At 63.4% G+C, this 25,812-nt stretch carries 17 protein-coding genes and 3 tRNA genes; 15 read left to right on the top strand and 5 right to left on the bottom strand.

Going from position 1 to position 25,812, the window contains the following annotated elements:
- Nucleotides 1-59: 59 nt before the first annotated feature.
- Nucleotides 60-770, top strand: a complete 711-nt coding sequence (locus EBS11_RS11895; RefSeq protein WP_290603243.1) for a GNAT family N-acetyltransferase — start codon at nt 60-62, stop codon at nt 768-770.
- Here EBS11_RS11895 and EBS11_RS11890 read toward each other — a convergent pair whose 3' ends face one another.
- Nucleotides 771-1,295, bottom strand: a complete 525-nt coding sequence (locus EBS11_RS11890; protein WP_034753092.1) for an Lrp/AsnC family transcriptional regulator — start codon at nt 1,293-1,295, stop codon at nt 771-773.
- Between the two features lie 125 nt (nt 1,296-1,420).
- Here EBS11_RS11890 and hppD point away from each other — a divergent pair, with 125 nt between their 5' ends.
- From hppD to kefC, 6 genes are all read left to right on the top strand, one after another.
- Nucleotides 1,421-2,548 carry a 4-hydroxyphenylpyruvate dioxygenase gene (hppD, locus tag EBS11_RS11885; RefSeq protein WP_290603183.1) on the top strand — a complete coding sequence of 376 codons (1,128 nt, stop codon included), beginning with the start codon at nt 1,421-1,423 and terminating at the stop codon, nt 2,546-2,548.
- Between the two features lie 195 nt (nt 2,549-2,743).
- Nucleotides 2,744-6,343 carry an indolepyruvate ferredoxin oxidoreductase family protein gene (locus EBS11_RS11880; protein ID WP_290603182.1) on the top strand — a complete coding sequence of 1,200 codons (3,600 nt, stop codon included), beginning with the start codon at nt 2,744-2,746 and terminating at the stop codon, nt 6,341-6,343.
- 152 nt (nt 6,344-6,495) lie between these two features.
- Nucleotides 6,496-7,995 (top strand): S41 family peptidase, encoded by a 1,500-nt coding sequence (locus EBS11_RS11875; RefSeq protein WP_290603242.1) that lies wholly within the window; start codon nt 6,496-6,498, stop codon nt 7,993-7,995.
- A 169-nt stretch (nt 7,996-8,164) separates the two neighbouring features.
- Entirely contained in the window at nt 8,165-10,888 is a 2,724-nt protein-coding gene (locus tag EBS11_RS11870; protein ID WP_290603181.1) for a TonB-dependent receptor, read from the top strand.
- 201 nt (nt 10,889-11,089) lie between these two features.
- Nucleotides 11,090-12,880, top strand: coding sequence for a M14 family metallopeptidase (locus EBS11_RS11865; protein ID WP_290603180.1), 1,791 nt, complete (start codon nt 11,090-11,092; stop codon nt 12,878-12,880).
- 84 nt (nt 12,881-12,964) lie between these two features.
- On the top strand, nt 12,965-14,791 hold the full coding sequence (gene kefC, locus EBS11_RS11860; protein WP_290603179.1) for a glutathione-regulated potassium-efflux system protein KefC: 1,827 nt from the start codon (nt 12,965-12,967) through the stop codon (nt 14,789-14,791).
- A gap of 65 nt (nt 14,792-14,856) precedes the next feature.
- Here kefC and pepF read toward each other — a convergent pair whose 3' ends face one another.
- The 4 genes from pepF to EBS11_RS11840 form a co-directional block, all read right to left on the bottom strand.
- Nucleotides 14,857-16,740: an oligoendopeptidase F gene (pepF, locus tag EBS11_RS11855; RefSeq protein ID WP_290603178.1), complete on the bottom strand. Its 1,884-nt coding sequence runs from the start codon at nt 16,738-16,740 to the stop codon at nt 14,857-14,859.
- A gap of 189 nt (nt 16,741-16,929) precedes the next feature.
- Nucleotides 16,930-17,865, bottom strand: a complete 936-nt coding sequence (ttcA, locus tag EBS11_RS11850) for a tRNA 2-thiocytidine(32) synthetase TtcA (RefSeq protein WP_290603241.1) — start codon at nt 17,863-17,865, stop codon at nt 16,930-16,932.
- A 32-nt stretch (nt 17,866-17,897) separates the two neighbouring features.
- Nucleotides 17,898-18,296 carry a dihydroneopterin aldolase gene (locus tag EBS11_RS11845; RefSeq protein ID WP_092798596.1) on the bottom strand — a complete coding sequence of 133 codons (399 nt, stop codon included), beginning with the start codon at nt 18,294-18,296 and terminating at the stop codon, nt 17,898-17,900.
- A gap of 63 nt (nt 18,297-18,359) precedes the next feature.
- A complete protein-coding gene (locus EBS11_RS11840; protein ID WP_290603177.1) occupies nt 18,360-19,145 on the bottom strand; it encodes an SDR family oxidoreductase in 786 nt (261 codons plus the stop codon).
- A gap of 85 nt (nt 19,146-19,230) precedes the next feature.
- Between EBS11_RS11840 and EBS11_RS11835 the strand changes: the two genes are divergently transcribed.
- The 8 genes from EBS11_RS11835 to EBS11_RS11800 all read left to right on the top strand — a co-directional run.
- Entirely contained in the window at nt 19,231-20,382 is a 1,152-nt protein-coding gene (locus EBS11_RS11835) for an SAM-dependent methyltransferase (protein ID WP_290603176.1), read from the top strand.
- A 139-nt stretch (nt 20,383-20,521) separates the two neighbouring features.
- Nucleotides 20,522-21,616, top strand: a complete 1,095-nt coding sequence (locus EBS11_RS11830; RefSeq protein WP_290603175.1) for a DnaJ domain-containing protein — start codon at nt 20,522-20,524, stop codon at nt 21,614-21,616.
- A gap of 63 nt (nt 21,617-21,679) precedes the next feature.
- Complete coding sequence (locus EBS11_RS11825) at nt 21,680-23,275, top strand: DUF3369 domain-containing protein (protein WP_290603174.1); 1,596 nt, start codon at nt 21,680-21,682, stop codon at nt 23,273-23,275.
- 134 nt (nt 23,276-23,409) lie between these two features.
- On the top strand, nt 23,410-25,056 hold the full coding sequence (locus tag EBS11_RS11820; protein WP_290603173.1) for a tetratricopeptide repeat-containing response regulator: 1,647 nt from the start codon (nt 23,410-23,412) through the stop codon (nt 25,054-25,056).
- A gap of 233 nt (nt 25,057-25,289) precedes the next feature.
- A tRNA-Tyr gene (locus EBS11_RS11815) sits at nt 25,290-25,374 on the top strand.
- Between the two features lie 62 nt (nt 25,375-25,436).
- Nucleotides 25,437-25,510: transfer RNA gene (locus EBS11_RS11810), tRNA-Gly, on the top strand.
- Between the two features lie 43 nt (nt 25,511-25,553).
- Nucleotides 25,554-25,628 (top strand) — tRNA-Thr (locus EBS11_RS11805).
- Between the two features lie 88 nt (nt 25,629-25,716).
- A partial coding sequence (locus tag EBS11_RS11800; protein WP_033470817.1) for a GTP-binding protein occupies nt 25,717-25,812 on the top strand: 96 nt, incomplete at its 3' end.

Genomic DNA, 25,812 nt, shown 5'->3' with positions numbered 1-25,812 from the left:
TGTTGCACTGCACAATGCCGGCCTGACGTGCCGCCGCACCGCTTCCAGGAGTCGTCGTGATCTTACCCAAGCTGTTTCAAAACCCGTTTCGCCGCTGGCTTGGCCGTAGCGGCGGCGGGCGTCCGACCGTGCTCGTCAAGCAATTGCATGAGCGCGACCGGCGCCGCATGATGAAGCATTTCCTGTCGCTGGAGAAAAGCGACCGCCTGCTGCGCTTCGGCAGCGCCTTGCCCGATGAACTGGTGGCCCAGTACGTGCAAAAGATGGATTTCTCGCGCGACATGATTTATGGCGTCTACAACAGCCTGTTCAAGCTGGTGGGCGTGGGGCACCTGGCCTTCGCGCCGAAGGACAAGTCGCCGGCGAAAAGCACCGTGACGGACAAGGAACAGGTGGCCGAGTTTGGCGTGTCCGTGTCGAAATCCATGCGCGGCATGGGCGTGGGCTCGAAGCTGTTCGAACGGGCGGCGATTCACTGCCGCAACAACGATGTCGATACCCTGTACATGCATTGTTTGTCGTCCAACAAGACGATGATGCATATCGCCAAGAAGGCGGGCATGGAAATCCAGCGCGACTATGGCGAAGCCGATGCATATTTGAAACTATTGCCGCCGAACCCCAGCAGCATGCTGCAGGAAGCCGTGCAGGAGCAGTTCGCCATGTTCGACTACACCTTCAAGGCCAATGCGCGCGCCGCCTACAAGCTGTTCGAGCGCTTGCCCGGGCGCAAGAAGCCGGCGCCGCCGGCACCCCCGCCGGCTGATTGATTACAGCAGGGGCAGGGCCGTCGTATCCTTGATGCGCTGCAGGGCGAAGCTCGATTTCACGTCCAGCACGGCCGGGTGGCGTAGCAGGGTCGCCATCATGAAGCGCGAAAAGTGCTCCATGTCTTCCACGTGCACGCGCAGCAGGTAATCCATTTCGCCCGTCATCGCATAGCAGGCCACCACTTCCGGCCATTGCGCCACGGCCACGGCGAAGTCGGCGCGCGGCGAGGTATTCGTCACCAGGTTGGGCGCCAGCACGCGCGCCGTGCTGTGGGCGGTGGCGTCGCTGTGCTTTTCCAGGCGCACGTTGACGTAGGCCAGCAAGCCCAGGCCGATCTTTTCCGGGTCCAGCAGGGCCACGTACTGGCGGATCACGCCCGCTTCTTCCAGCCGTTTGACGCGGCGCAAGCATGGCGACGGTGACAGGCTGACTTGCTCGGCCACGTCCTGGTTCGACAGGCGGCCATCGGCCTGCAGGACGGCCAGGATCTTGCGGTCCGTTTTATCCAGCGTAATTTTGCTCATGCTTCCTCCGGTGGTTCGACTTTCACGCAATATTATTGCGCAAATCATGATTGTTCGGGAGATCTTTGGCATTTAATGCCCACAGACCGCGCCTATACTGTGCGCTACTTCTTGGAGGAGACATCATGCAATTTCAGCCTTGGGATAACCCGATGGGTACCGATGGTTTCGAGTTCGTCGAGTATGCAGCACCAGACCCAAAAGCATTGGGCAAGCTGTTCGAGAACATGGGCTTCACGGCCATCGCGCGCCACCGCCACAAGGATGTGACCCTGTATCGCCAGGGCGACATCAATTTCATCATCAATGCCGAACAAGATTCGTTCGCGCAGCGTTTTGCCCGCCATCACGGCCCGTCCGTGTGCGCCATCGCCATCCGCGTCGACGACGCGGCCTTCGTGTACCGCCGCGCGCTGGAACTGGGCGCCTGGGGCTTCGACAATAAAACCGGCCCGATGGAGCTGAACATCCCCGCCATCAAGGGCGTGGGCGATTCCCTGCTGTACTTCGTCGACCGCTGGCGCGGCAAGGGCGCGGACAAGCCGGATGCGGCCGCTCCGGGCGGCATCGGCGACATCAGCATCTATGACGTCGATTTCGTCGCCATTCCCGGCGCCGTCGCCAACCCCGTCGGCCATGGCCTGACGTATATCGACCACCTGACGCACAATGTGCACCGCGGCCGCATGAAGGAATGGGCGAGCTTCTATGAAAACCTGTTCAACTTCCGCGAAGTGCGCTATTTCGACATCGAAGGCAAGTTGACGGGCCTCAAGTCGAAGGCCATGACTTCGCCGTGCGGCAAGATCCGCATTCCCATCAACGAATCGTCGGACGACAAGTCGCAGATCGCCGAATACCTGGACCAGTACCATGGCGAAGGCATCCAGCACATCGCCCTGGGCACGGACGATATCTACGCATCCGTGCAAGGCATGCGCGATACGGGTATCGATTTCCAGGACACGATTGAAACTTACTATGAGCTGGTCAACCGCCGCCTGCCGAACCACGGCGAGCAGCTGGAAGAGCTGCGCCGCCTGCGCATCCTGATCGACGGCCACAGCACGGAAAACGAACGCGAACTGCTGCTGCAGATCTTCACGCAGACGGTGATCGGCCCGATCTTCTTCGAGATCATCCAGCGCAAGGGCGACCAGGGCTTCGGCGAGGGCAACTTCCGCGCCCTGTTCGAGTCGATCGAGCTGGACCAGATCAAGCGCGGCGTGCTGAAAGATACGAACGCGGCATAAGTATTGCCCTGTAAAAATAGTAGTAAAAAGGCATTAACATGGGAGTGCAGCGCAGCAAAGAACTGCGCGCATTCCTGTGGTAGTCTACGACAAACAAGTCATTTTTCCGCATCGGCATTGCCCACAAGGCACCGCCGGTACGTGTGAGTTCAACCGACTTTGCACGCGTAGCACAGAGAATAATGGAGACAAGTAATGAATGCACCAATCAAGGGCTCGAGTCTTGAGCCGGGCGCGCACGCGTCCGAAATTTCCCTGAACGACAAATACACGCTGGAGCGCGGCCGCGCCTTCATGACGGGCACGCAGGCGCTGATCCGCCTGCCCATGCTGCAGCGCGAGCGCGATTTGAAGGCTGGCCTGAATACGGCCGGCTACATCACCGGCTACCGCGGTTCGCCTGTGACGTCCGTCGACATGACGGCGATCAAGGCCAAGAAATACCTCGATGAACACCACGTCAAGTTCCACCCGGGCCTGAACGAAGACCTGGCCGCCACGGCCGTCTGGGGCACGCAGCAAACGAATCTGTTCGAAGACGCCAAATACGACGGCGTGTTCGGCATGTGGTACGGCAAGGGCCCCGGCGTCGACCGCTGCGGCGACGTCTTCAAGCACGCGAATAATGCCGGTTCCGCCAAGCATGGCGGCGTGCTGGTACTGGCCGGCGACGACCATGCGGCGAAATCCTCGTCCACGGCGCACCAGTCCGACCATATCCTGAACGCCTGCGGCATCCCCGTGCTGTACCCCTCGTCTGTGCAGGAATACATCGACTACGGCTTGCATGCGTGGGCCATGAGCCGCTACACGGGTCTGTGGGTGTCGATGAAATGCGTGACCGACATCATCGAGTCGGGTGCCGCCGTCGATTTCGACCCGGACCGCGTGCAGATCACCCTGCCGACGGACTTCGAGATGCCGGCCGGTGGCCTGAACATCCGCTGGCCCGACACGGTGCTGGAACAAGAAGTCCGCATGAACAGCTACAAATGGTATGCGGCGCTGGCGTATGCGCGTGCCAACAAGCTCAACAAGATCATCTGGGACAGCCCGAAGGCGCGCATCGGCATCATCACGGCCGGCAAATCCTACCTGGACACGCGCCAGGCGCTGGCCGACCTGGGCATCGACGAGCAGACGGCGTCCGACATCGGCATCCGCCTGTACAAGATCGGCATGACCTGGCCGCTGGAAGCGGACGGCGTGCACGAATTTGCCAAGGGCCTGGACGAAATCCTCGTGGTGGAAGAAAAGCGCCAGATCCTCGAATACGCGCTGAAGGAAGAGCTGTACAACCTGAAGGACGGCGAACGTCCGCGCGTGGTCGGCAAGTTCGACGACACGGGCGAATGGAGCAACCAGAAGGGCACGGGCCACGGCGACTGGCTGCTGCCGGCCACGTATGAACTGAATCCGGCCATGATCGCCCGCGCGATTGCCAGCCGCATTTCGCGCTACTACGCGGGCCACCCCGTCGAGCAGCGCGTGAAGGAACGCATCGCCTACCTGGAAGCGAAGGAAAACGTCCTCAAGGCCATCAGCGTGAAACCCGATCCGCAGAAGGACCGCACGCCGTTCTTCTGTTCCGGCTGCCCGCACAACAGCTCGACGAAGGTGCCGGAAGGCTCGCGCGCGCTGGCCGGCATCGGCTGCCACTACATGGTGCTGTGGATGGACCGCGAAACGTCGACCTTTACCCACATGGGCGCCGAAGGCGTCACCTGGGTGGGGCAGGCGCCGTTCACGAATGAAAAGCACGTGTTTACCAATCTCGGTGACGGCACGTATTTCCACTCGGGCATCCTGGCCATCCGCGCCGCCGTCTCGGCCAAGGTGAACATCACCTACAAGATCCTGTTCAACGATGCGGTGGCCATGACGGGCGGCCAGGAATTCGACGGCCCCCTGTCGCCGGCCATCATTTCGCGCCAGATCGCCGCCGAAGGCGTCGGTCCCATCATCGTCGTCACGGACGAACCGGAAAAATACCCGTCCGACTACGCCTGGGCGGAAGGCGTCACCGTGCGCCACCGTTCGGAACTGATGGACGTGCAGCGCGAACTGCGCGACATGCCGGGCGTGTCGGCCATGATCTACGACCAGACCTGTGCGTCGGAAAAACGCCGCCGCCGGAAACGCAATGAATACCCGGACCCGGCCAAGCGCGCCGTCATCAACGAAGCCGTCTGCGAAGGCTGCGGCGACTGCTCCGTGCAGTCGAACTGCCTGTCGGTGGAACCGCTGGAAACGGAACTGGGGCGCAAGCGCCAGATCAACCAGTCGTCCTGCAACAAGGATTTCTCATGCACGACGGGTTTCTGCCCCAGCTTCGTGACGGTGGAAGGCGGCGGCCTGAAAAAGCCGAAGAAGGCGGCCAGCGCCGACAAGGGCGGCCCGGAAGTGCCGGCCCTGCCGACGCCAGCGATTCCCTCGACGGCCGAACCGTTCGGCATCCTCGTCACCGGCATCGGCGGCACGGGCGTCGTCACCGTGGGCCAGATCCTGGCCATGGCGGCCCACGTGGAAGGCAAGGGCTGTTCCGTGCTGGACATGAGCGGCCTGGCGCAGAAGGGCGGCCCCGTGATGTCGCACGTGCGCCTGGCGGACCGCCAGGAAGACATCCACTCGACCCGCGTCGGCACGGGTGCGGCTGATCTGGTGATCGGCTGCGACCTGATCGTCACGGCCAGCCGCGATGCCCTGTCGCGCATGGGAGAAGGCCGCAGCTGGGCCATGATCAACTCGACCAGCTCGTCGACGGCGGCCTTCGTGAAGAACCCGGACTGGCAGTTCCCCGGCGTCGGCGCGCGCCTGGAAATCGAAAAGGCCTGCGGCGCGGACCACGTGGATTTCATCGACGCGGGGCAGATCGCCACGGCGCTGATGGGCGACTCCATCGCGACGAACATGTTCATGCTCGGCTACGCTTGGCAAAAGGGCAAGGTGCCGCTGTCGGAGGCATCCATCATGAAGGCCATCGACTTGAACAACGTCTCCGTGGCATTCAACAAGGCGGCCTTCAACTGGGGCCGCGCCGGTGCGCACGATACGGCCAGCCTGGTGCGCATGACGACGCCCGCCAAGGTAATGGAATTCAAGCGCATCGAAACGCTCGACGACCTGATCGAAAAGCGCGTGGCCCTGCTGACGGCCTACCAGGACCGCGCCTATGCGCAGCAATACCTGGACTTCGTCGGCCAGGTACGCGCCGCCGAAAGCGCCCTGAATGGCCCGCACCTGCGCCTGACGGAAGCCGTGGCCCGCTACTTCTACAAGCTGATGGCCTACAAGGACGAGTACGAAGTGGCGCGTTTGTACACGGACGGCGCCTTCCAGGCGAAGATCGCATCCATGTTCGAAGGCGACATCAAGCTCAAGTTCCACCTGGCGCCGCCGATCATGGCGAAAACCGACGCCCAGGGCCACCTGGTCAAAAAGGAATTCGGCCCGTGGATGATGAAGGCATTCGGCGTGCTGGCCAAGATGAAAGGCTTGCGTGGCACGGCCTTCGACGTGTTCGGCCATACGGCCGAGCGCAAGATGGAGCGCGCGCTGATACTCGAATACCGCGCGACGGTGGGCGGTCTGCTGCCGAAGCTGACGACGGCCAAGCTGGCGCAAGCCGTGGCCATCGCCAGCATCCCGGAAGACATCCGCGGCTATGGCCACGTGAAGGAGCGTCATCTGAAGGCGGCGAAGGAGAAGGAAGCTAGTTTGCTGATCGCCTTCAACGCGCCGACGCCGCTGCCGTCGGCGACGGCCGCCGCCCCTGTGGCGGTAACGCTGGCCTGATGCTGCAGGCGCAAATGTCCGCATTTGCATGAAGAAATGAAATGGCGCCTGCGGGCGCCATTTTTTCATGTTCTTTTCAATACCGTAATGGGCAACTATTTTTCCAAAAGGTACTATAATTTCCTGATAGTTTCTTTATGGAAAAGATTGTGATGACAACCCGTTATTCCTCTGCCTGTTTGCCTCTAGTGCTGGCGCCCCTGTTCATGCTGCTGAGCGCCTGCGGCGGTGGTGGAGGCGGTGGCGGAAGCAGCACGCCTGCCGGCTCGGACGGCAGCGGCACGCCCCTGATCGTGGCCTCGTCCAGCGTGCAGAACCTGTGCGAAAAGCCCCGCAGCGGCAATGCGACGGACCGGCAAGGCACCTTGCTCAACGAACAGACGTGGGTGCGCAGCTGGATCGATGAAACGTATCTGTGGTACCAGGAAGTGCCGACGACCTATCTGCCGCAGAATTTCGCGACCCCGATCGCGTATTTCAACGTGCTCAAGACGCCTGTCATCACGCCCTCGGGCAAGGCCAAGGATCAATACCATTTCACCTATACGACGGCGGAATGGGAAGCGTCGCTGAAAGGCGTCGAGTTCGGTTATGGCATGCTGCTGGGCATAGGCCGCAACACGCCGCCGCGCAATGCCGTGGTGGCGATTGTCGAGCCGGGTTCGCCCGCGGCTCTGGCCGGGTTGCGCCGCGGCGACGTGCTGCAGGCCGTCGATGGCGTCGATTTCATCAGTGCCACGGGCACGGACAATGTCGCCGTCATCAACGGGGGCCTGTCGCCTGCCACGCAGGTGAATCACAAGCTGGACTTCAGCCGGGACGGCCAGCCGCTGAGCGTGACCTTGATGCCCGTCAACGTCAATACGACGGCCGTGCAAAACCAGCGCATCATCGATACGCCCACGGGCAAGGTCGGCTACCTGACCTTCAATACGCATAACAATGTTGCCGAGCGCCAGTTGATTGATGCGATGCGGCAATTCCAGGCTGCCGGCATCAGCGACCTGGTACTCGATGTGCGCTACAACGGCGGCGGCTTGCTCGATGTCGCCAGCGAACTGGCCTACATGATTGCGGGACCGCAAACGGCGGGCAAGACCTTCGAGCAACTGGTCTTCAATGACAAGACGAAAGCGGCGACACCCTCGCTGTTCCTGTCGCGCAGCGTCGGTTTCGCGGCCCCCAATCCCGTCGCCGCCGGCCAGGCCCTGCCGACCCTGGGCCTCAAGCGCGTCACCCTGCTGACCACGGGCAGTACCTGTTCGGCCAGCGAATCGATCATCAATGGCTTGCGCGGCGTCGACGTGGAAGTCAACCTCATCGGTGGCACCACCTGCGGCAAGCCCTACGGTTTCTATCCGACGCCCAACTGCGGCACCACCTATTTTGCCATCCAGTTCAAGGGCGTCAACGCCAAGGGCTTTGGCGACTATGCCGATGGCCTGCCGCCCACTTGCAGCGTGGCGGACGATTACCAGCATGCGCTGGGCGATACGTCCGAAGGCATGCTGGCGGCAGCGCTGCAGTACCGCAGCAATGGCAATTGCACCCCGACGACGGGCGCCATGAGGCTGCTGGGCACGCTGGAAAGCCCGGCCGACGTCGCCCTGCGCGTGTTGCGGCCCCAGTATAAGGAAATTTCCGTCAGGTAAGCATAACGGAGCATGTTCTGCTGCAAGCCGCACCGGGAACGGTGCGGTTTTCTCCTGTGAAATATTTCTATATAACAATTATGGTATATAGAAAGACGAATCGATTCGTTCTGTAATTACTTGCATTTTGATATCTTTTGGCTTTTCTTCCACCTTGAGAAGCGTAAAGATGCCTAGACAATTCAAGTTAACCCCGCTCAGCATTGCCGTACTGGCCATCCTGGGCGGTTCCGCCAGCGTGGCGCAGGCACAATCTGCCGCGCCGGCTGCCGAGGGCCAGGCCGACACCGGCGCCCACTCGGTTGTCGTGACCGGTTCGCGGATTCCCCGCGCCAGCCTGGAAGGTCCGTCGCCCGTCACCATCCTGACCGGCGATGAAATCACCAAGCAAGGCTATAAAAACGTCTATGACGCCCTGAGCAACCAGGTGCAGAACAGCGGCTTTACGCAAGGCGAAGACTTCGGCAATACCTTCACGCCGTCGGCCAACACCATCAGCCTGCGGGGCCTGGGCCCGAATCACACCTTGATCCTGCTCAACGGCCGCCGCCTGGCCGATTTCCCCGTCGCCTACGAAGGCACGGTGAACTTCACCAACCTGGCGAATATCCCGTCGAGCATCGTCGACCGCATCGAAATCCTCAACGGCGGCGCCTCCGCCATCTATGGTTCGGACGCGATCGCCGGCGTGATCAACGTGATCCTGAAAAAACAGACGGAAGGCTTTGACATCAACCTCAAGGCGGGTACCACCACGCGCGGCGGCGGCGGCAACCAGCGCGTGCAGCTGACGGGCGGCGGCAACTTCGACAAGCTGCATACCCTGTTCAGCGTGGAGCTGAGCCAGCGCGATCCGCTGTCCAGCCTGGAGCGTGACTTCATGTCCACCCGCTCGGGCACGCCGACGAACATCGCCTCGCGCCGCGTGGTGCAGTCGGGCACTTCCGGCACCTACGTGGACCTGGGGGACACCTGCAAGCAGTTCGGCGACCTGTTCGGCGGCAGCGTCGTGAAATACCAGGCGAAGAACGGCAGCTATTGCGCCAGCCCGAAAGTGGGCCCGACCTACTGGACCACGCAGACCAAGAACCAGAGCCAGAACGTGTTCGGCAGCGCCAATTACGAGCTGTCGCCGGAAACGACGCTGTTTGCCGATTTCCTGATCGGCAAGAACGCGACGGAAAATAATACGCGCGGCCCCACCTGGACCTCTGCGTCGACGGGCAACAGCTACTTCAAGAACCAGAACACGGGCAATTACGAGGCGTGGACGCGCTACATCTCGCCCGAGGAAATGGGCGGCGTGTCGCGCTACAACCGCAAGTGGGACGACCTGGCCACCGCCATCTCGCTGGGCGCCAAGGGCCGCATTCCCGGCACGGCATCGTGGCAGTATGAAGCCAACTACAACGCTTCGCTGTACAAGAGCGAAAGCCACACGCCGCGCGCGCTGGCCAATATCGACAGCTTCTTCCTGGGACCGAAACTGGGCACGGACGCGAATGGCGTCGCCATCTACGCGCCGGACCCGGCCCGTTTGTCGCGCCGCCTGACCGCCGCCGAGTTCGACAGCATCACGGGCAATTCCGACAGCGACGACAAGGCCTGGACGAATACCCTGAGCCTGGCCACCAACGGCGACCTGTTCCAGCTGCCGGCCGGCGTGGCGAAGATCGCCACCATCGCCGAGGCGGGCAAGCAGGGTTTCAGCAACGTGCCCGATGCGCGCCTCAACGAGGGCTACTTCAACGTCGCCACCAAGTCCGACATCACGGCCGGCACGCGCACGCGCTACGCGCTGGGCGCCGAAGTCAACCTGCCGCTGCATGACAAGCTGACGGGCACCCTGGCCGGCCGCTATGACCGCTACAACTTTGCCGGCCGCAGCGATGGCAAGTTCACCTATAACGGCGGGCTGGAGCTGCGTCCGACGAAGGAAGTGCTGTTCCGCGCCAATTACGCCACCAGCTTCCGCGCGCCGGACATGAACTACATCTACAAGGCGCGCGGCACGGGCTATTATTCGAGCACCACCGACTACTACCGTTGCGGCGCCGCCGGACAGGCCATCGAGGATTGCGACTACGCGAACAAGTCGCCGGGCGCCGACTATGTGCAGAACGGCAGCAAGGATCTGCAGTCGGAGAAGGGCAAGTCCTTCGGCGTGGGCGCCGTCTGGTCGCCGAGTGCCAGCTTCGACGTCTCCGTCGACTATTGGAACATCAAGATCGACGATCTGGTGACCAACCTGAGCGCCGACAAGATCCTGCGCGATGAAGCCGATTGCCGCCTGGGCAAGACCGACATCAATTCGCCGACCTGCGTCGATACCCTGAACCGCGTGGAACGCTTTGCCGCGAATGCCTTGAACCGCGCCGGCGAGATCAAGACCATCACCGTCAATCCGATCAATGCGGCCAAGCAGAGCACCAGCGGCGTCGACATCAGCCTGAAGTATTTGCTGCGCACGACGGACTATGGCCGCTTCGCCTTCAAGGCCAACTACGCCAAGGTGCTGAGCAAGAAGTCGCAGCAGTTTGCGGGCGACGAAGAGATCGACGAGCTGAAGGACATGAGCAGCACGGATTGGCCTGACAAGCTGAACCTGAGCGTCAACTGGAGCGCAGGCGACTGGTCGAATACCTTGCTGGTGACCCGTTACGGCAAGATCCCGAACGGCGCCGGTACCGCCTACCTGACGCCAACGGCGCTGGCCAATATCAGCACCGTGTACCGCTTCAGCGACCGCGCCACCCTGTCGCTGATCATCAACAACGTCCTCGACACGGTCAAGCGCGACAACAGCGGCGGCTGGCCGTACTACCCGGTGGGTAACTACAGCCCGCAAGGCCGCCAGGGCTGGGTTGAGTTCAACTACCATTTCGGCAGCTGATCTCACCCAGGCGCCAACCTGAAACCTGGGGTCGGACCCGCCGGGACTCGGCGTCCCCGTCTGACCCCGGCATTGAAGATGCTGGGGCATAGCCTCCCAAGCCGGGATCGCACACGCTGCTTTCCCGGCTTTTTATTTGTCCTCCCGCTCGATACTCCCCCTATAATTGCCCGCTTGTCCTCTCTCGATGGAGCCCGTCCCATGCTACGCCACGCCCTGCTGTCCGCCGCCCTGTTGTCCACCTTTGCCTTGCCCTCCTACGCCGCTTCGCCGTTGACCACGGTGGCCGAACGCTCGGGCTTTTTGCAGACGGGCCGCTACGCGGAAGTGGAAGCGCTGTGCCGCCAGTTCCAGGCACGCTATCCGAAGCAGGTGCGCTGCGTGGAGTTTGGCCGCACGCCGGAAAACCGGCCCATGCTGGCGCTGGCCGTGAGCAATACGGGGGCCCTGACGCCGGCCGAGGCGGCGCGCCGCAAGCTGCCCGTGCTGCTGGTCCAGGGCGGCATCCATGCGGGCGAGATCGACGGCAAGGACGCCGGTTTCCTGGCCCTGCGCGAAGTCCTGGAAGGCAAGGCGGCGCCCGGCGCGCTGGACAAGCAGGTCTTGCTGTTCGTGCCCGTGTTTAACGTCGATGGCCACGAGCGCTATGGCCAGTGGAACCGGCCGAACCAGCGCGGCCCCGTGGAAATGGGCTGGCGCAGCACGGCGCAGAACTACAACCTGAACCGCGACTATGTGAAGGCGGATGCGCCCGAGATGCAGCACATGCTGGCGCTGGTGAACGCCTGGGACCCGCTGGCCTATGTCGACCTGCACGTCACCGATGGCGCGCAGTTCGAGCCGGACATTTCGATCCAGGTTGAACCCGTGCATGCGGGCGATCCCGCCTTGCGCGTGGCTGGCACGGCCCTGCGCGACAACGTCCTGGCCGACCTGGCGCGGCAGGGCTCGGACCCGAAGCCGTTCTATATCTCGTTCGCGGAAGAAGACAACCCGCAATCGGGCTTTGTCGACTCGGCGCCGAACCCGCGCTTCTCGCACGGCTATTTCCTGCTGCGCAACCGCTTCGGCATGCTGGTGGAAACCCATTCGTGGAAGGATTATCCGACCCGCGTGCGCATCACGCGCAACACCATCGTCTCGCTGCTGTCGCAAATGGCGCAACATGGCGCGCAGTGGCGGCAAACGGCGCTGGAAGCGGACAGCCGCGCGGCGCAGCTGGCCGGCGCCACCTTGCCGCTCACGTACAAGACGACGGAGAAGAGCCACTTGATCGCGTTTCGCGGCTATGCCTACACGCGCACGCCATCCGACATTTCCGGCGCGCTCATGACGCGCTATGACGAGACCACGCCGCAGCTGTGGACGGTCCCCCTGCGCGACGAGATCGTGCCCGACCTGCAGCAGGCCGCACCGAAGGCCGGCTACCTGGTGCCGGCCGCCCAGGCGGGCATGGTGGCCGCCAAGCTGCGCCAGCATGGCGTCGCTTACCAGGTGCTGGCGGCGGACTGGGGCCGGCAGCCGGTGCAGGCCTTCCGCGCCACGCAGGTGGCATTCGGCGCGCAGTCGTTCGAAGGCCGGCAGACGGCGACCGTGCAGGGCGAATGGCAGGACGAGGCGCGCGTGATCGGTGCCGGAGCGCTGTACGTGCCCGTCCGCCAGGCCAAGGCGCGGCTGGTGGTGGCCCTGCTGGAGCCGCGCGCGCCCGATTCCCTGCTGGCCTGGGGCAGTTTCAACATGGCCTTCGAGCGCAAGGAATACATGGAAGCCTATGTGGCCGAGGACGTGGCGCGCGCCCAGCTGGCGGCCGACCCGGCGCTGGCGGCGCAGTTCCACGAGCGCTTGGCCAGCGATCCCGCCTTTGCCAAAAGCCCGCAGGCGCGCCTGGAATTCTTCGCCCGCCGCCACAGTTCGTGGGACGAGCGCCTGAACCTGTATCCGGTGCTGCGCACGGACGTGGCGCCCGTCGCCGCCGCGCCATCCGCCCAATAAGCGACACTTCCCGGCCCGGGACAAACCCGGGCCGGGCATTTCAGGCATGATGTCGTTTCATCCACATCTCTGCCCGGAACCTGCATGGAACACCACAGCTTTCTCATCAACATACTGTTTTACCTGGTGGCCGCCATCATCATGGTGCCGCTGGCCAAGCGCCTGGGCATGGGGGCCGTGCTGGGCTACCTGGTGGCCGGCGTCGTCATCGGGCCGTGGGGCCTGGGCCTGATCAAGAATGTCGAGGTGATCCTCAGCTTCTCCGAGTTCGGCGTCGTGCTGTTGCTGTTCCTGATCGGCCTGGAACTGGAGCCGAAGCGTCTGTGGCTGCTGCGCCGCCCGATTTTCGGTTGGGGCGGGGCGCAGGTGGCCGTCGTCAGCGCGGGACTGTGCGCCGTGGCCATGGCCTTCGGCGTGGACTGGCGCACGGCGCTGGTGGGCGGCCTGGGCCTGTCGCTGTCGTCGACGGCCATCGTGCTGGCCACCCTGGGCGAACGCAAGCTGATGAGCACGCCGGCCGGTTCTGCCGGCTTTTCCATCCTGCTGTTCCAGGATATCGCCGCCATTCCCATGATCGCGCTGGTGCCGCTGCTGGGCGGCCTGGTCACGCATGGGGGCGAGCCGGGCTGGCTGCGCGTGGCCAAGCTGGCCGCCGTGCTGGCCGCCCTCGTGATCGGCGGGCGCTTCCTCGTGAACCCCATCCTGCGCTTCATCGCCAGGACGGAATTGCGCGAGATCTTCACGGCCTTCGCCCTGCTGCTGGTAATCGCCATCTGCGTGCTGATGGAATCGGTGGGCCTGTCGATGGCGCTGGGGACGTTTGTCGCCGGCGTGCTGCTGGCCGATTCCGAATACCGCCATGAGCTTATTTCCGACTTGGAGCCGTTCAAGGGCCTGCTGCTGGGCCTGTTCTTCATGGCCGTCGGCATGTCCGTCGATTTCGGCGTGCTGCGCGCCCAGCCGCTGCTGATCCTGGCCCTCGTGGCGGGCCTGCTGGTGGTGAAAATCGCCTTGCTGTACGTGTTGTCGAAGTTTTTCGACATTCCCCGCGGCCAGCAGCTGTTCTTCGCGCTGCTGCTGTCGCAGGGCGGCGAGTTCGCCTTCGTCGTGTTTGCCGCCGCCGTGGCCGCCCACGTCTTTGCGCCGGAGACGGGCGCCTTGCTGGTGGTGGTGGTGACGGTGTCGATGGTGGCCACGCCCCTGCTGCTGCTGGCGCACGACAAATTCGTCGCGCCGCGCCTGCAAAGCGAGAAGAAGCGCCGCCCCGACGACCATATCGAGGCGCAGGACAACCCCATCGTCATCGCCGGCTTTGGCCGCTTCGGGCAGATCATCGGCCGCCTGCTGGCGGCCAACAAGATCGGCGTGACGGTGCTCGACCACGATCCGGACCAGATCGAGCTGCTGCGCAAGTTCGGTTTCAAGGTGTTTTATGGCGATGCCACGCGCGTGGACCTGCTGGTGGCGGCCGGCATCGAAAAGGCCAGGGCCCTGGTGATCGCCATCGACAACGTGGACGACAGCCTGGCGCTGGTCGACGCCGTGCGCCTGCGCCTGCCCCAGCTGACGATTCTGGCGCGGGCGCGCAACGTCACGCATTACTATGAACTGATGAAGCGGGGCGTGACCATCATTGAGCGCGAGACGTTCGCCGCGGCCCTGCTGCTGGGCGAGCAAACCTTGCGCCAGGTGGGGTTCAGCGAGGAGCGGGCGCAGCGCGCGGCCGGCATCTTCCGCGCGCATAACCTCAAGACCTTGCTGGAGGTGGCGCCGCACTTCCAGGATCAGCAAAAAGTCATGTCGCTCACGCGCCAGGCACGCGAGGAGCTGGAAGACATGTTCGAGAGCGATGCGGCCGCGTTTGCCTCGGAGCAGGCGGCAGAACCGGGGGCAGACCCTCAACACCGCTAACGCCAAGGCTTGTGCTAGCGGTCGAAAGGGGCTGACCCCGGCCTTTGCCCGGGGCTTGCTGAAGCTTATTTCCCCCGCTTCGCTTCGATCGCTTCGATCTGGTCCATGATGCCGTTCATGCGCGCCACCAGCGCCTGGTACGGTTTCGGCGAGGCCAGGTCGACGCCGGCCGCCTTCACCAGTTCATACGGATAGGCCGAGCCGCCGGCACCGAGCATCTTCAGGTAGGCGGCCAGGGCGCCCGGTTCCTTGTCGAGGATGCGCTGCGCGAAATCCTGCGCCGCGGCGATCGAGGTGGCGTACTGGAACACATAGAAGCCGTGATAAAAATGCGGCACGTAGGCCCATTCCAGCGCGTAGGCGGGGTCGATGGTCATGACGCCCTGCGCTTCGCCGTGGTAGCGCTTGAGGATGCCGGCGTAGATGGCCGTGATCTCTTCGCCCGTCAGTGACTCGCCCTTGTCCACCTTGCCGTGGATGGCCGCCTCGAATTCGGCGAACATGGCCTGGCGGAAGAAGGTGCCGCGCAGGTTTTCCAGTGCCGCGCCCAGGTACAGCAGGCGCTCGTCGTCATCCTTGGCCTGTTTCAGGCGCGCGTCGAGCAGCAGGGCCTCGTTGGTGGTCGAGGCGATTTCCGCGACAAAGATGCTGTACGGCGCATAGATGGACGGCTGCGCCTTGTTGGCCAGCACCGAGTGCATGGCGTGGCCCCATTCGTGCGTCAGGGTGCTGACGGCTTCATAGTTGTCCGTGTAGTTGAGCAGCACGAACGGGTGCACGTCATACGCGTCGCCATTCATGTAGGCGCCCGCCACCTTGCGCGGGCGCGGATACACATCCATCCAGCGCGCGTTGACGGCGGCCGTCAACGCGTTCACATAGTCGGGGCCCAGCGGCGCGACGGAATCGAGCATCATCTGCTTGCCGTCGGCCAGCGGGAAGGTGCGCTCGCTTTTCAGCAGCGGCGCATAGATGTCGTAATACGCCAGGTCCTTCACGCCCAGCATGCGCGCGCGCAGCTTGAAGTAGCGGTGCAAGGTGGGCAGGTTGGCGTTGGTCTGCGCGATCAGGGTCTGGTAGACGGCCGGCGGCAAGTTGTCGGCGTCGAGCGCGGCGCTTTGCGAATCGGCATAGTGGCGCACCTTCGCATAGGCGGCGTCCGTCTTCAGCTGGCCGTACAGGGTTTCGCCAAAGGTGCGCTCGTACTCCTTCCACTTGCCGAAGAAGGCATCGAACACCCGCTTGCGGTCGGCGCGGTTGTCGTCGCCGCGATACTTGGTGTAGGCCGCCTGGTCGAGGCGTACCTCCGTGCCATTCGACAATTTGATGGTCGGCCACGGGATTTCCGCGTTGGCCAGGGTACGGTAGACGCTGGCGGCCGAGCTCGTCGCCAGGCCGAACTGCGCCACCAGCTGTTCGCCGGCAGCGTCCAGCGTGTGCGGCGCGCTGCGCAGCATGTTGCTTAACTGGAAACGATATAACTGCAAGCCCTTGTCTTTCGCCAGCATGGCGTCGATGCGCTTGGCGCCCAGGGAGAGGATTTCCGGCTGCAGGAAGGTGGTGGCCTGGTTGAATTCATTGCCCAGCAGGGCGGCACGCTGGTTCAGCTGGTTGCCCTTGCTGTCGCCCGTATCCTGGTCGTAATACTGTCCCGCATACGTGTAGAGCATGTTGACGCGCTTGCGCGCATCCGCGTACAGGTCCAGGCAGCTTTTCAGGCGGGCCGGCGAAGCGCTCAGCTGCCCTTTGCAGGTGGCCAGCTGCTGCAGCTGGGCCGACAGCTTTTTCGCGTCGGCATCGAAGGCGGCGTCGCTGGCATACAGCGCCGTCAAATCCCAGCGGTCGGCCTGCCTGTCGGCGGGCGCGGGGGCAGTTGCGGCGAAGGCGGTGGCGAGGCTGAGGGCAAGCAGGGAGAACAGCAGGGGGCGCTTGAGCGCGGATGGCGTCATGGTTCATTCCAGTGAGGTTGTCGGAAGAATGCGTGCTGACCGCCGGGCAGGGATGCGCGCGTGACACACCGCGTACCGGCAGAGTTGTCTACGGTACATCAAATGAAGGGAGGGGGGAAGAGGCAGGGGGAAGATACTGTCCGCCACCGTGATGGTGGCGGCGAAACAACACGGGCTGACAACAGCCGATTACAACGGTTGCAGGGGGATCGTGCCGAAGGTGGTCGGCGTCGAGCACGGCTCTTCGTCAAAGGCGATGTCGCCCATCGGATTGGCCACGCCGTCCGCCTTCAAGTCCTTGAAGCCGAACAGTTTCGGGTCCATCAGGTGCGATGGGGCCACGTTCGACAGGGCCGAGAAGATGCTTTCCACGCGGCCAGGGAATTTCTTGTCCCATTCGCGCATCAAGCCCTTGATCTGCTTGCGCTGCAGGTTTTCCTGCGAACCGCACAGGTCGCACGGGATGATGGGGAAGCCCTTCACTTCCGCATAGCGCTGCGTGTCTTCTTCCTTCACGTAGGCCATCGGGCGGATGACGATGTGCTTGCCGTCGTCGGATTGCAGCTTGGCCGGCATGCCTTTCAATTTTCCGCCGAAGAACATATTCAGGAAGAAAGTTTCCAGAATGTCATCGCGGTGGTGGCCCAGGGCGATCTTGTTGGCGCCCAGCTCGTCGGCCACGCGGTACAGGATGCCGCGGCGCAGGCGCGAGCACAGCGAGCAGGTCGTTTTGCCTTCCGGAATCAGGCGCTTGACGATGCTGTAGGTATCCTGGTTTTCGATGTGGAAAGCGACGCCCAGTTCCGTCAGGTAGGCGGGCAGGATTTCCGGCGGGAAGTTCGGCTGCTTCTGGTCCAGGTTGACGGCGACGATGTCGAAGTGGATGGGCGCGCGTTCGCGCAGGGTCATCAGGATGTCCAGCAGCGCATAGCTGTCCTTGCCGCCCGACAGGCAGACCATCACCTTGTCGCCATCCTCGATCATATTGAAGTCGCCGATGGCCTGGCCCACGAGGCGGCACAAGCGCTTGTGCAGCTTGTTGTTTTCCAGGGCGATCTTTTCCGCCTTCTTGCGCGCCAGTTTCTGCGCGTCCACGTTGGCGGGAATCTCCACGGCCGTTGTCATCGTTTCCAGCACTGCGGTGTTGTTCATGTTGCTCATACTTCATCCTTGATCTTGAATACTTCCACGCCCACGCCTTCGCAGTCGGGATACACGTCCGGTTTCATGCTCGACACGCGGGCCGCGCGCACGCGCGGGTGCGACAGCATGGCCGCCAGCACGTCGTCGACCAGGCTTTCCTGCAGCTGCACGTGGCCTTGCGCCATGCGTTTGGCGATGGTTTCGCGCATGAAGTCATAGTCGACCACTTCTTCCAGCTGGTCATCCTTCGGCGTCGACAGGGCCAGGGGAATGTACAGGTCGACGTTGATGAGGACGCGTTGCTCGCCCTTTTTCTCGAAGTCATAGACACCGATGTTGATGAGCACTTCGTAATTGCGCAGGAACAGGCGGCGGCAATCGGCCAGGCGGGGGTGGAACAGGGCGGACGACATAGTTTTACCTTTTAGGGGATGCTGGAATGCTGGTTTGTCTGGTTTGTCTGGTGTGGCTGCTGATTATTTGGTCAAAAACATGACGTCGCGGGGCAGGCCGATCAGGTGCTGGCCGCCATCCACGAGCAAGGTCGTGCCCGTCAGCGCGCGGGCGCCGGCCACGTAACAGACGCAATCGGCCACATCCTCGGGCGTGCTGGAACGGCCCAGCGGCGTGTTTTCATGCGCCTTGGCAAAGTTCGCCTGGCTCTGGTCGCCGGAGACCATGGTGATGCCGGGGGCGATGCCGACCACGCGCACTTTCGGCGCCAGGGCCTGGGCCAGCATGGTGGTCGCCGACAGCAGCGCCGCCTTGGACAAGGTGTACGACAAAAAATCAGGATTGAGATTGTACAGTTTTTGGTCCAGCAAGTTGATGACAACGCTTTGTTCGCCGCTTGGCGTCGCCTGGTACAGGGCTTGCGCCAGCAGGATGGGCGCGGCCAGGTTGGCGTGCATGTGGGCGTCCAGGGCGCCGGTGGAGAAGGTGCCGGCATTGTCGTATGCAAACAACGATGCGTTGTTCACGACACAAGTCACGGCCCCAAGTTCCGCCTGCACCTGCGGCAGCAGCTGGCGCACGGCATTTTCCTGGGCCAGGTCGCAGGGGAAGGCGTGGGCGCGCCGGCCCAGCGCGATAATTTCCGCGACGAGGCTGAGCGCTTCATCGTGCGACGCGCGGTAATGCACGGCAATATCCCAGCCGTCGCGCGCCAGGCCCAGGGCGATGGCGCGGCCGATGCGGCGCGCGGCGCCCGTGACGAGGGCGACGCGGGGTGTGCTGTGTGGCGATGTCGATGCTGGTGTCATGTCTTTACTGTGTCGAGGTGTGGAGTGAGCGGGCTTGCCGTGGCCGGTACTGGCGGCCTGCGCCGCCGATTCGCTACAATACGGTATGTCTCTTCCCGTACCCGATAGCGACGCGCTGGCCGCGTCCCATGCCTTGCAGCACCAGATTGCCGCCGAAATCGCGCGCAATGACGGCGCCATTCCCTTTGTCCGCTTCATGGAGCTGGCGCTGTATGCGCCTGACCTCGGCTATTACAGCGGCGGTGCCGCCAAGCTGGGTAAAGATGGCGATTTTACAACCGCACCGGAAATCTCGCCCCTGTTCGGCGCCACCCTGGCCCATGTGGCAGCCGCTATTATGGCGCAAACGGCCCCGCGCATCCTCGAATTCGGCGCCGGCACGGGCAAGCTGGCCTGCGACATCCTGACGGAAGCGGCGCATGCCGGCATCCATATCGAACAGTATGCGATCGTCGAATTGTCCGGCGAATTGCGCGCGCGCCAGGAGCTGGCGCTGGCCGCCTTCCCGCAAGTGGTGTGGCTCGACGGCTTTCCCGACAGTTTCGACGGCGCCGTGTTCGGCAATGAAGTGCTCGATGCCATGCCCGTCAATCTGATCAGCAAGACGCCCGCCGGCTGGTGCGAGCTCGACGTCAGCATCGCCGATGGCCAGTTCGTCTTTGTCGAGCGGCCCGCCGGTGCAGACGTGGCGGCGCAGATCGCCGCCCAGATCCCCGATGCCGATGCCTTGCCTGTCGGCTACGTCACGGAAATCCACGGCGTCGCCAGCGGCTTCATGCGTTCGCTGGCGCGCATGCTGACGGCCGGCAAGGGCGGCGCGGCCGTGCTGTTCGACTACGGTTTTCCTGCGCACGAGTATTACCTGGACTTGCGCGCCACGGGCACGCTGATGTGCCATTACCGCCACCATGCCCACGCGGAACCGTTTTATCTGCCCGGCTTGCAGGACATCACGGCCCACGTGGACTTCACGGCCATGGCCGTGGCGGCGCAGGATGCGGGCCTCGATGTGCTCGCCTACATGAACCAGGCCACCTTCCTGCTGGGCGCCGGCATCGGCGACTTGCTGCTGCGCACGGACCCGCAAGAGGTCAAGACCTACCTGCCGCAGGCCAGCGCCGTGCAGAAACTGCTGTCACCGGCCGAGATGGGCGAGCTGTTCAAGGTGCTGGTGGTGGGCCACCAGGTGGAACTGCCGGAAGCCCTGTTGTCGGGTGACCGCAGCCACCGGCTCTGATATCAAGGCAGGGCATGAAGGCCCTGCAATTTCCTGTCCGCCGGTGGTTATTATCTTGTCATATCGTATATGATGACCGATACAGCACGGTTCCATCCTGCAAGAACCCGTCGCCGCGCACCGATTTCAAGATAGAACGATGGGAAAGATACATACACACTATGACAACCTGAAAGTGGCGCGCCTGGCGCCGCAGGAAGTCATACGTGCCGCGTACAAGGCCCTCAGCCAGAAATACCATCCCGACAAGAATCCCGGCGACGAGAAGGCCGCGCGCATCATGGCCATCCTCAACAGCGCCTATGGCACCCTGTCCGATCCGCAGCGCCGCAAGGAGCATGACGAGTGGATTGCCGCCGAGGAGTGGGAAATCGAATGGCTGGAAAGCACCCATCACGAAGAAGGCAAGCCCAAGGATGGCCGGCAGAAAGGTCATGCCCCGTCGCAGGAACAGGCCTGGGCGCAGGACGTGCCGCCCCCCACGGGCAAGCCGCGGCGCGGCCAGGCACCCATCTGGCGCAACTGGCGCTGGTGGCTGAGCCTGGTGGTTTGTTTACTGCTGGGCTGGCTGGGTGCCTTGCTGATGCTCGATACGTCACGGCCGATGCCGTCCGCGCTGGCCTTGGCCTGGAGCGGCCTGGCGCGCGATGGCGCCAAACCGCAGCCGGAGCCGGCAGCACCCGGCGCCGGCGCCTTGCTGCCACCATCCAAGGGGGAGGCCGTGGCCATCGACAGCTGGGCGGTGGGCAAGCCGTATGCGGCCGAACCCGCGCAGGCCAAGGCGCCCGAGATCCGCGTGCTGGCCGTCTCCCAGCTGAGCCTGAAAGCCACCCGGCCCGTCTGCGATGGCGCGGCCCAGGCCGAGTCCGCGGCGCTGGTGGCGCCGAATGGCGAGCCATGGCCGGCGCAATCGGGGTATGTGGATGGATTTCCGATCAGTAACAAGGGCGAAGAGCTGGCTGTCACGCTCGACAACAGCGCCAATGCGGCACCCGTGTTCGTCAAGCTGTATGACCTGGAGCGGCGCTCGAACGTGCGCTACCTGTACATCCTGGCGCATGACAAGCTGACGGTGGAGCATCTTGGCGCGGGCAAGTATGAAGTGCGCTACCAGGCCGTCGGACCCGGCCAGGACAGTTGCGGCGTCAAGCCGCTGAGTGCTGCGCCCGCGCCTGCATCGGCGCCGGCCAGCGGCGAGGGTGGCACGCAGAATCCAGTTGTAAGCAGCATCTAATCTGATTATGCTTGACAGGCGTCAAGGCAGCGTCCACATCGACCTTATCCATTAGGAGTATTCATGACCGACATCAAAGCCGATGCAGATGATAACTGGCTGCTCGACGAGGATGAGCCGGTGGCGAGTCCTGCGGGACTGGCGGCACCCGACCAGCGCCTGTGGCGCGTCCTGATTGTCGATGACGACGTCGATGTGCATGCGGTCACGCGGCTGGCGCTGCGCAATGTCAGCTTCAAGGGCCGCGAGCTGGAACTGTTTTCTGCCTACAGCGGCCGCGAAGCGTATGAGATCCTGCGCGACACGCCCGATATCGCCCTGGTGCTGCTCGACGTGGTGATGGAAACGGATGACGCGGGCCTGATCCTCGCCAAGCGCATCCGTGCCGACCTGAACAACTCCATCGTGCGCGTCGTGCTGCGCACGGGCCAGCCGGGCCAGGCGCCCGAGCAGCGCGTCATCATCGAGTACGACATCAACGATTACAAGGCCAAGACGGAGCTGACGACGCAGAAGCTGTTTACCACCGTCATCTCGGCCCTGCGCGCCTACGAGAGCCTGATGATGCTCGAACGCAGCCGCATCGGCCTGGGCAAGATCCTCGCCGGCGCCACCAATCTGTACCAGATCCATTCCCTGCGCGAATTCGCCTCGGGGGTGCTGAACCAGGTCAGCGCCATCCTCGACGTGGGCGCCGACGGCGTGCTGTGCCTGATGCAGGGCGGCGCGGGGCGGCCCGAGGTGGTGGCCGCCACGGGCACGTATGCCGTGCTGGCCGAATCGGAAGCCATGCCGGCCGACCATGCCCTCACGCCCACCATCGACAAGGCGTTTGCGGAAAAGCGCAGCCAGTTCGAGCATCCGGCCAACGTGCTGTTCATCCATACGGAAGGCAACCGCGAGCTGGCCATCTCCGTCACGCCGCCGTGGCCGCTGGCGCAGATCCAGCGCGACCTGCTGGAAGTGTTTTGCCAGCGCATCGCCGCCGCCTTCGACAACCTGTACATGTTCGGCCAGCTGCGCAAGGCGCAGGAAGCGACCGTGGTGGCCCTGGCCGACCTGGCCGAATTCCGCGACAGCGACACGGGCGGCCATGTGCGGCGCGTGCAGCAATTGTCCGACGCCATCGCCCGCCGCATGCAGCAGCGCGGCGTGTATGCCGATGAACTCACGCCGCAGCTGCTCGACATGATCGGCCTGGCCAGCATCCTGCACGACGTGGGCAAGGTGGCCACGCCGGACGCCGTGCTGCTCAAGCCCGGCAAGCACACTGACGAGGAGCGGGCGCAGATGCAGCTGCACGCCAGTGTCGGGCGTACCATCCTCGAGCGGGCGGCGAACATGGTCGACGGCGTCAGCTATCTCACCTACGGCGCGCAGATCGCGGGCGGCCACCATGAGCATTTCGATGGCGCCGGCTATCCGCATGGCCTGAAAGGGCGCGACATACCCGTGGCCGCGCGCATCGTTGCCGTGGTCGACGTGTTTGACGCGCTGCTGCACGAGCGGCCGTACAAGGAACCGTGGCCGTATCCGCAGGTGCGCGAGTACATCGAGCAGCGCCGCGGCAGCCAGTTCGATCCGGAAGTGGTGGCCGCGCTGCTCGACCTGATCGACCACGAGCCGCAACTGTGGCATCCGGAGCGCGCCATCGCCTGATTTACGGCTTTTCCGGAGCAGTTTCCGCGCCGTGCCATTCCCTTGCGCGCGGCGCCGGCATATACTCGGCAGCCTCATGCCGGCTGGCGCCACGCACCAGTGTGGTGCGCCGCGGAGTTTTCGGACATCACGACATGAAAGAACTCAAGGGCCTCAGCGCGCTGATCATCGAGCCGCATCCGGGCATGCGCGCCAGCCTGCACAATATGCTCAACCTGTGCGGCCTGGCGAAGATCGACGACGCCGCCAGTTCCGGCCAGGCGATCCGCATGCTGGGCAGCAAATCCTATGACCTGATCCTGTGCGAGTACGATCTCGAAGGGGGCCAGGACGGCCAGCAGATGCTGGAAGACTTGCGCCACCACAAGCTGATGCATGCGTCGACCATGTTCTTCATGGTCACGGGCGAGGGCAGTTTCGCCAAGGTGGTCAGCGCCGTCGAGCTGCTGCCTACCGATTACATCCTGAAACCGTTTACTGCTGACAACATGCTCGAACGCATCGGCCGCGCGCTGGACAAGCGCAACGCCTTCGTGCCCGTGTATGCCTTGATCGACGTGGGCAACGAGCGCGCGGCCATCGCCGCCTGCGCCGAGGGCGCCAGCCTGTATCCCCGCTATGCCACGGATTTCCTGCGCCTGCGCGCCGAGCTGCACCTGCTGCTGGGCGAGGCGGCCGATGCCGAGCCGATCTATGCGGCCTTGTATGCGTCCAAGGCTATCGGCTGGGCGCGCCTGGGCCAGGCCAAGACGCAGTTCCTGCTGGGCGAGTACGACGCGGCGCAAGGCACCCTGGAAGGTTTGCTGGAAAACAACAAGCGCTTTCTCGACGCGTATGACTGGCTGGCGCGCACGCATCTGGCGCAAGGCAAGCCGGCGCTGGCGCAGGCAGCCCTGAGCGAAGCGGTGGCCCTGTCGCCGCACGCCGTGCGCCGTCTGCGCCGCCTGGGCGAGGCGGCCCTGGCGGCCGACGATATCGAGACGGCGGAAAAAGCCCTGAAGCTGGTAGTCAGCAAGGCCAAGTATTCCGAGTTCCGCGATCCGGAAGACCATGTACGCCTGGTGCAGACGCTCGTGCGCAAGGGCGATCCGCTGCAGGCGGGGGCCATCATCCGCGACCTCGACAAGTCGATGGGCGGACAGAAGAACGCGGAACTGTGCAGTGCCCTGTGCAGCGCCATGCTGCATGCGCAGACGGGCAACGAGGAGCGGCTGCAGCAGTCGCTCGACGCGGCCCTGGCCGCCAACCGCCACAGCGTGGGCGGCTCGAACATGCTCAAGACGGAGCTGGCGCGCCACTGCCTGGCGCATGGGCGCGAAGACGGTGCCGCCGAGGTGATGCGCGAAGTCATGCGTAATGCGCCCGACAGCGCCGCCATGACGCGCGCCATGGCCGTGTTTGAGCGGGCGGGGCAGGAGGAGCTGGCCAAGGCGCTGGCGCGGCAAAGCCGCCAGGAAGTGGCCGACATGGTGGCGGCCGGCGCCGCAAAGGCGGGGCAGGGCGACTTCCGCGGCGCCGTCGAGCTGATGGGCGAAGCCGTCACGCGCCTGCCCGACAATCCGCAAGTGGTGTTCAATGCGGCCGTGGCCGTGCTGAAATGCCTGGAGCACGAAGGTTGGGACGAGCGCATGGGGCAGCAGGCGCTGACGCTGATTGCCGGCGTGCGCCGCCTGGATCCGCGCAATCCCAAATTACCCGTGCTGTCGGGCCTGCATCAGCAGTTGTTGCGTAAATATAAGCCCCATGGGACGTCCTGGATGCATCCGCCCGATGCCCGGTAAAGGGGAGCAATGCGGGGCAAATGACGGAAAAATGCGGCTTGCAAGCAGGGGGGATAAAAAAAATGCGAAAAAAGACGACTTTTTCGCGCCAACCCTTGCACATTCTCAAATCGGGAGCTTATAATCACGCCCCGAAGCAGCCAACTTCTTCTTTATAAGCAAATGCAGCAGTCAGGCATCAGTAAATAAGGTTGACAGTTGTGAGTAGATGCTTCATACTCTGCGGTTCCCGCGGAGGGGTGGCCGAGTGGTTAAAGGCGACAGACTGTAAATCTGTTCTCTATGAGTACGCTGGTTCGAATCCAGCCCCCTCCACCAAGTTTTTGCAAGGAAAACTGGGTAGTAGCAAAAGTAAGTGAAGATAATGTGAACGATACCTCGCGGGTGTAGCTCAATGGTAGAGCAGAAGCCTTCCAAGCTTACGACGAGGGTTCGATTCCCTTCACCCGCTCCAGTTTCCGTTCAGATGCTTGATGCATCGCATGCAACAAATTACAGCCCTTGTAGCTCAGTGGTAGAGCACTCCCTTGGTAAGGGAGAGGCCACGTGTTCGATCCACGTCAAGGGCACCAGAATTCGCAGCAGGCAGCACAGAAGCAATTCAAACCAGACCGTCGGGCGTGTGCCTGAGCAATCTAATCAAATCATTAGGAGTTCAAAATGGCAAAAGGTAAATTCGAACGGACCAAGCCGCACGTCAACGTCGGCACCATCGGCCACGTCGACCACGGTAAAACCACGCTGACCGCTGCAATC

This window comes from Janthinobacterium sp. (assembly GCF_009923995.1).
Classification (GTDB): domain Bacteria; phylum Pseudomonadota; class Gammaproteobacteria; order Burkholderiales; family Burkholderiaceae_D; genus Janthinobacterium.
The sequence above is the reverse complement of the archived record's forward strand: the minus strand, read 5'-3'. Positions and strand labels throughout refer to the sequence as shown.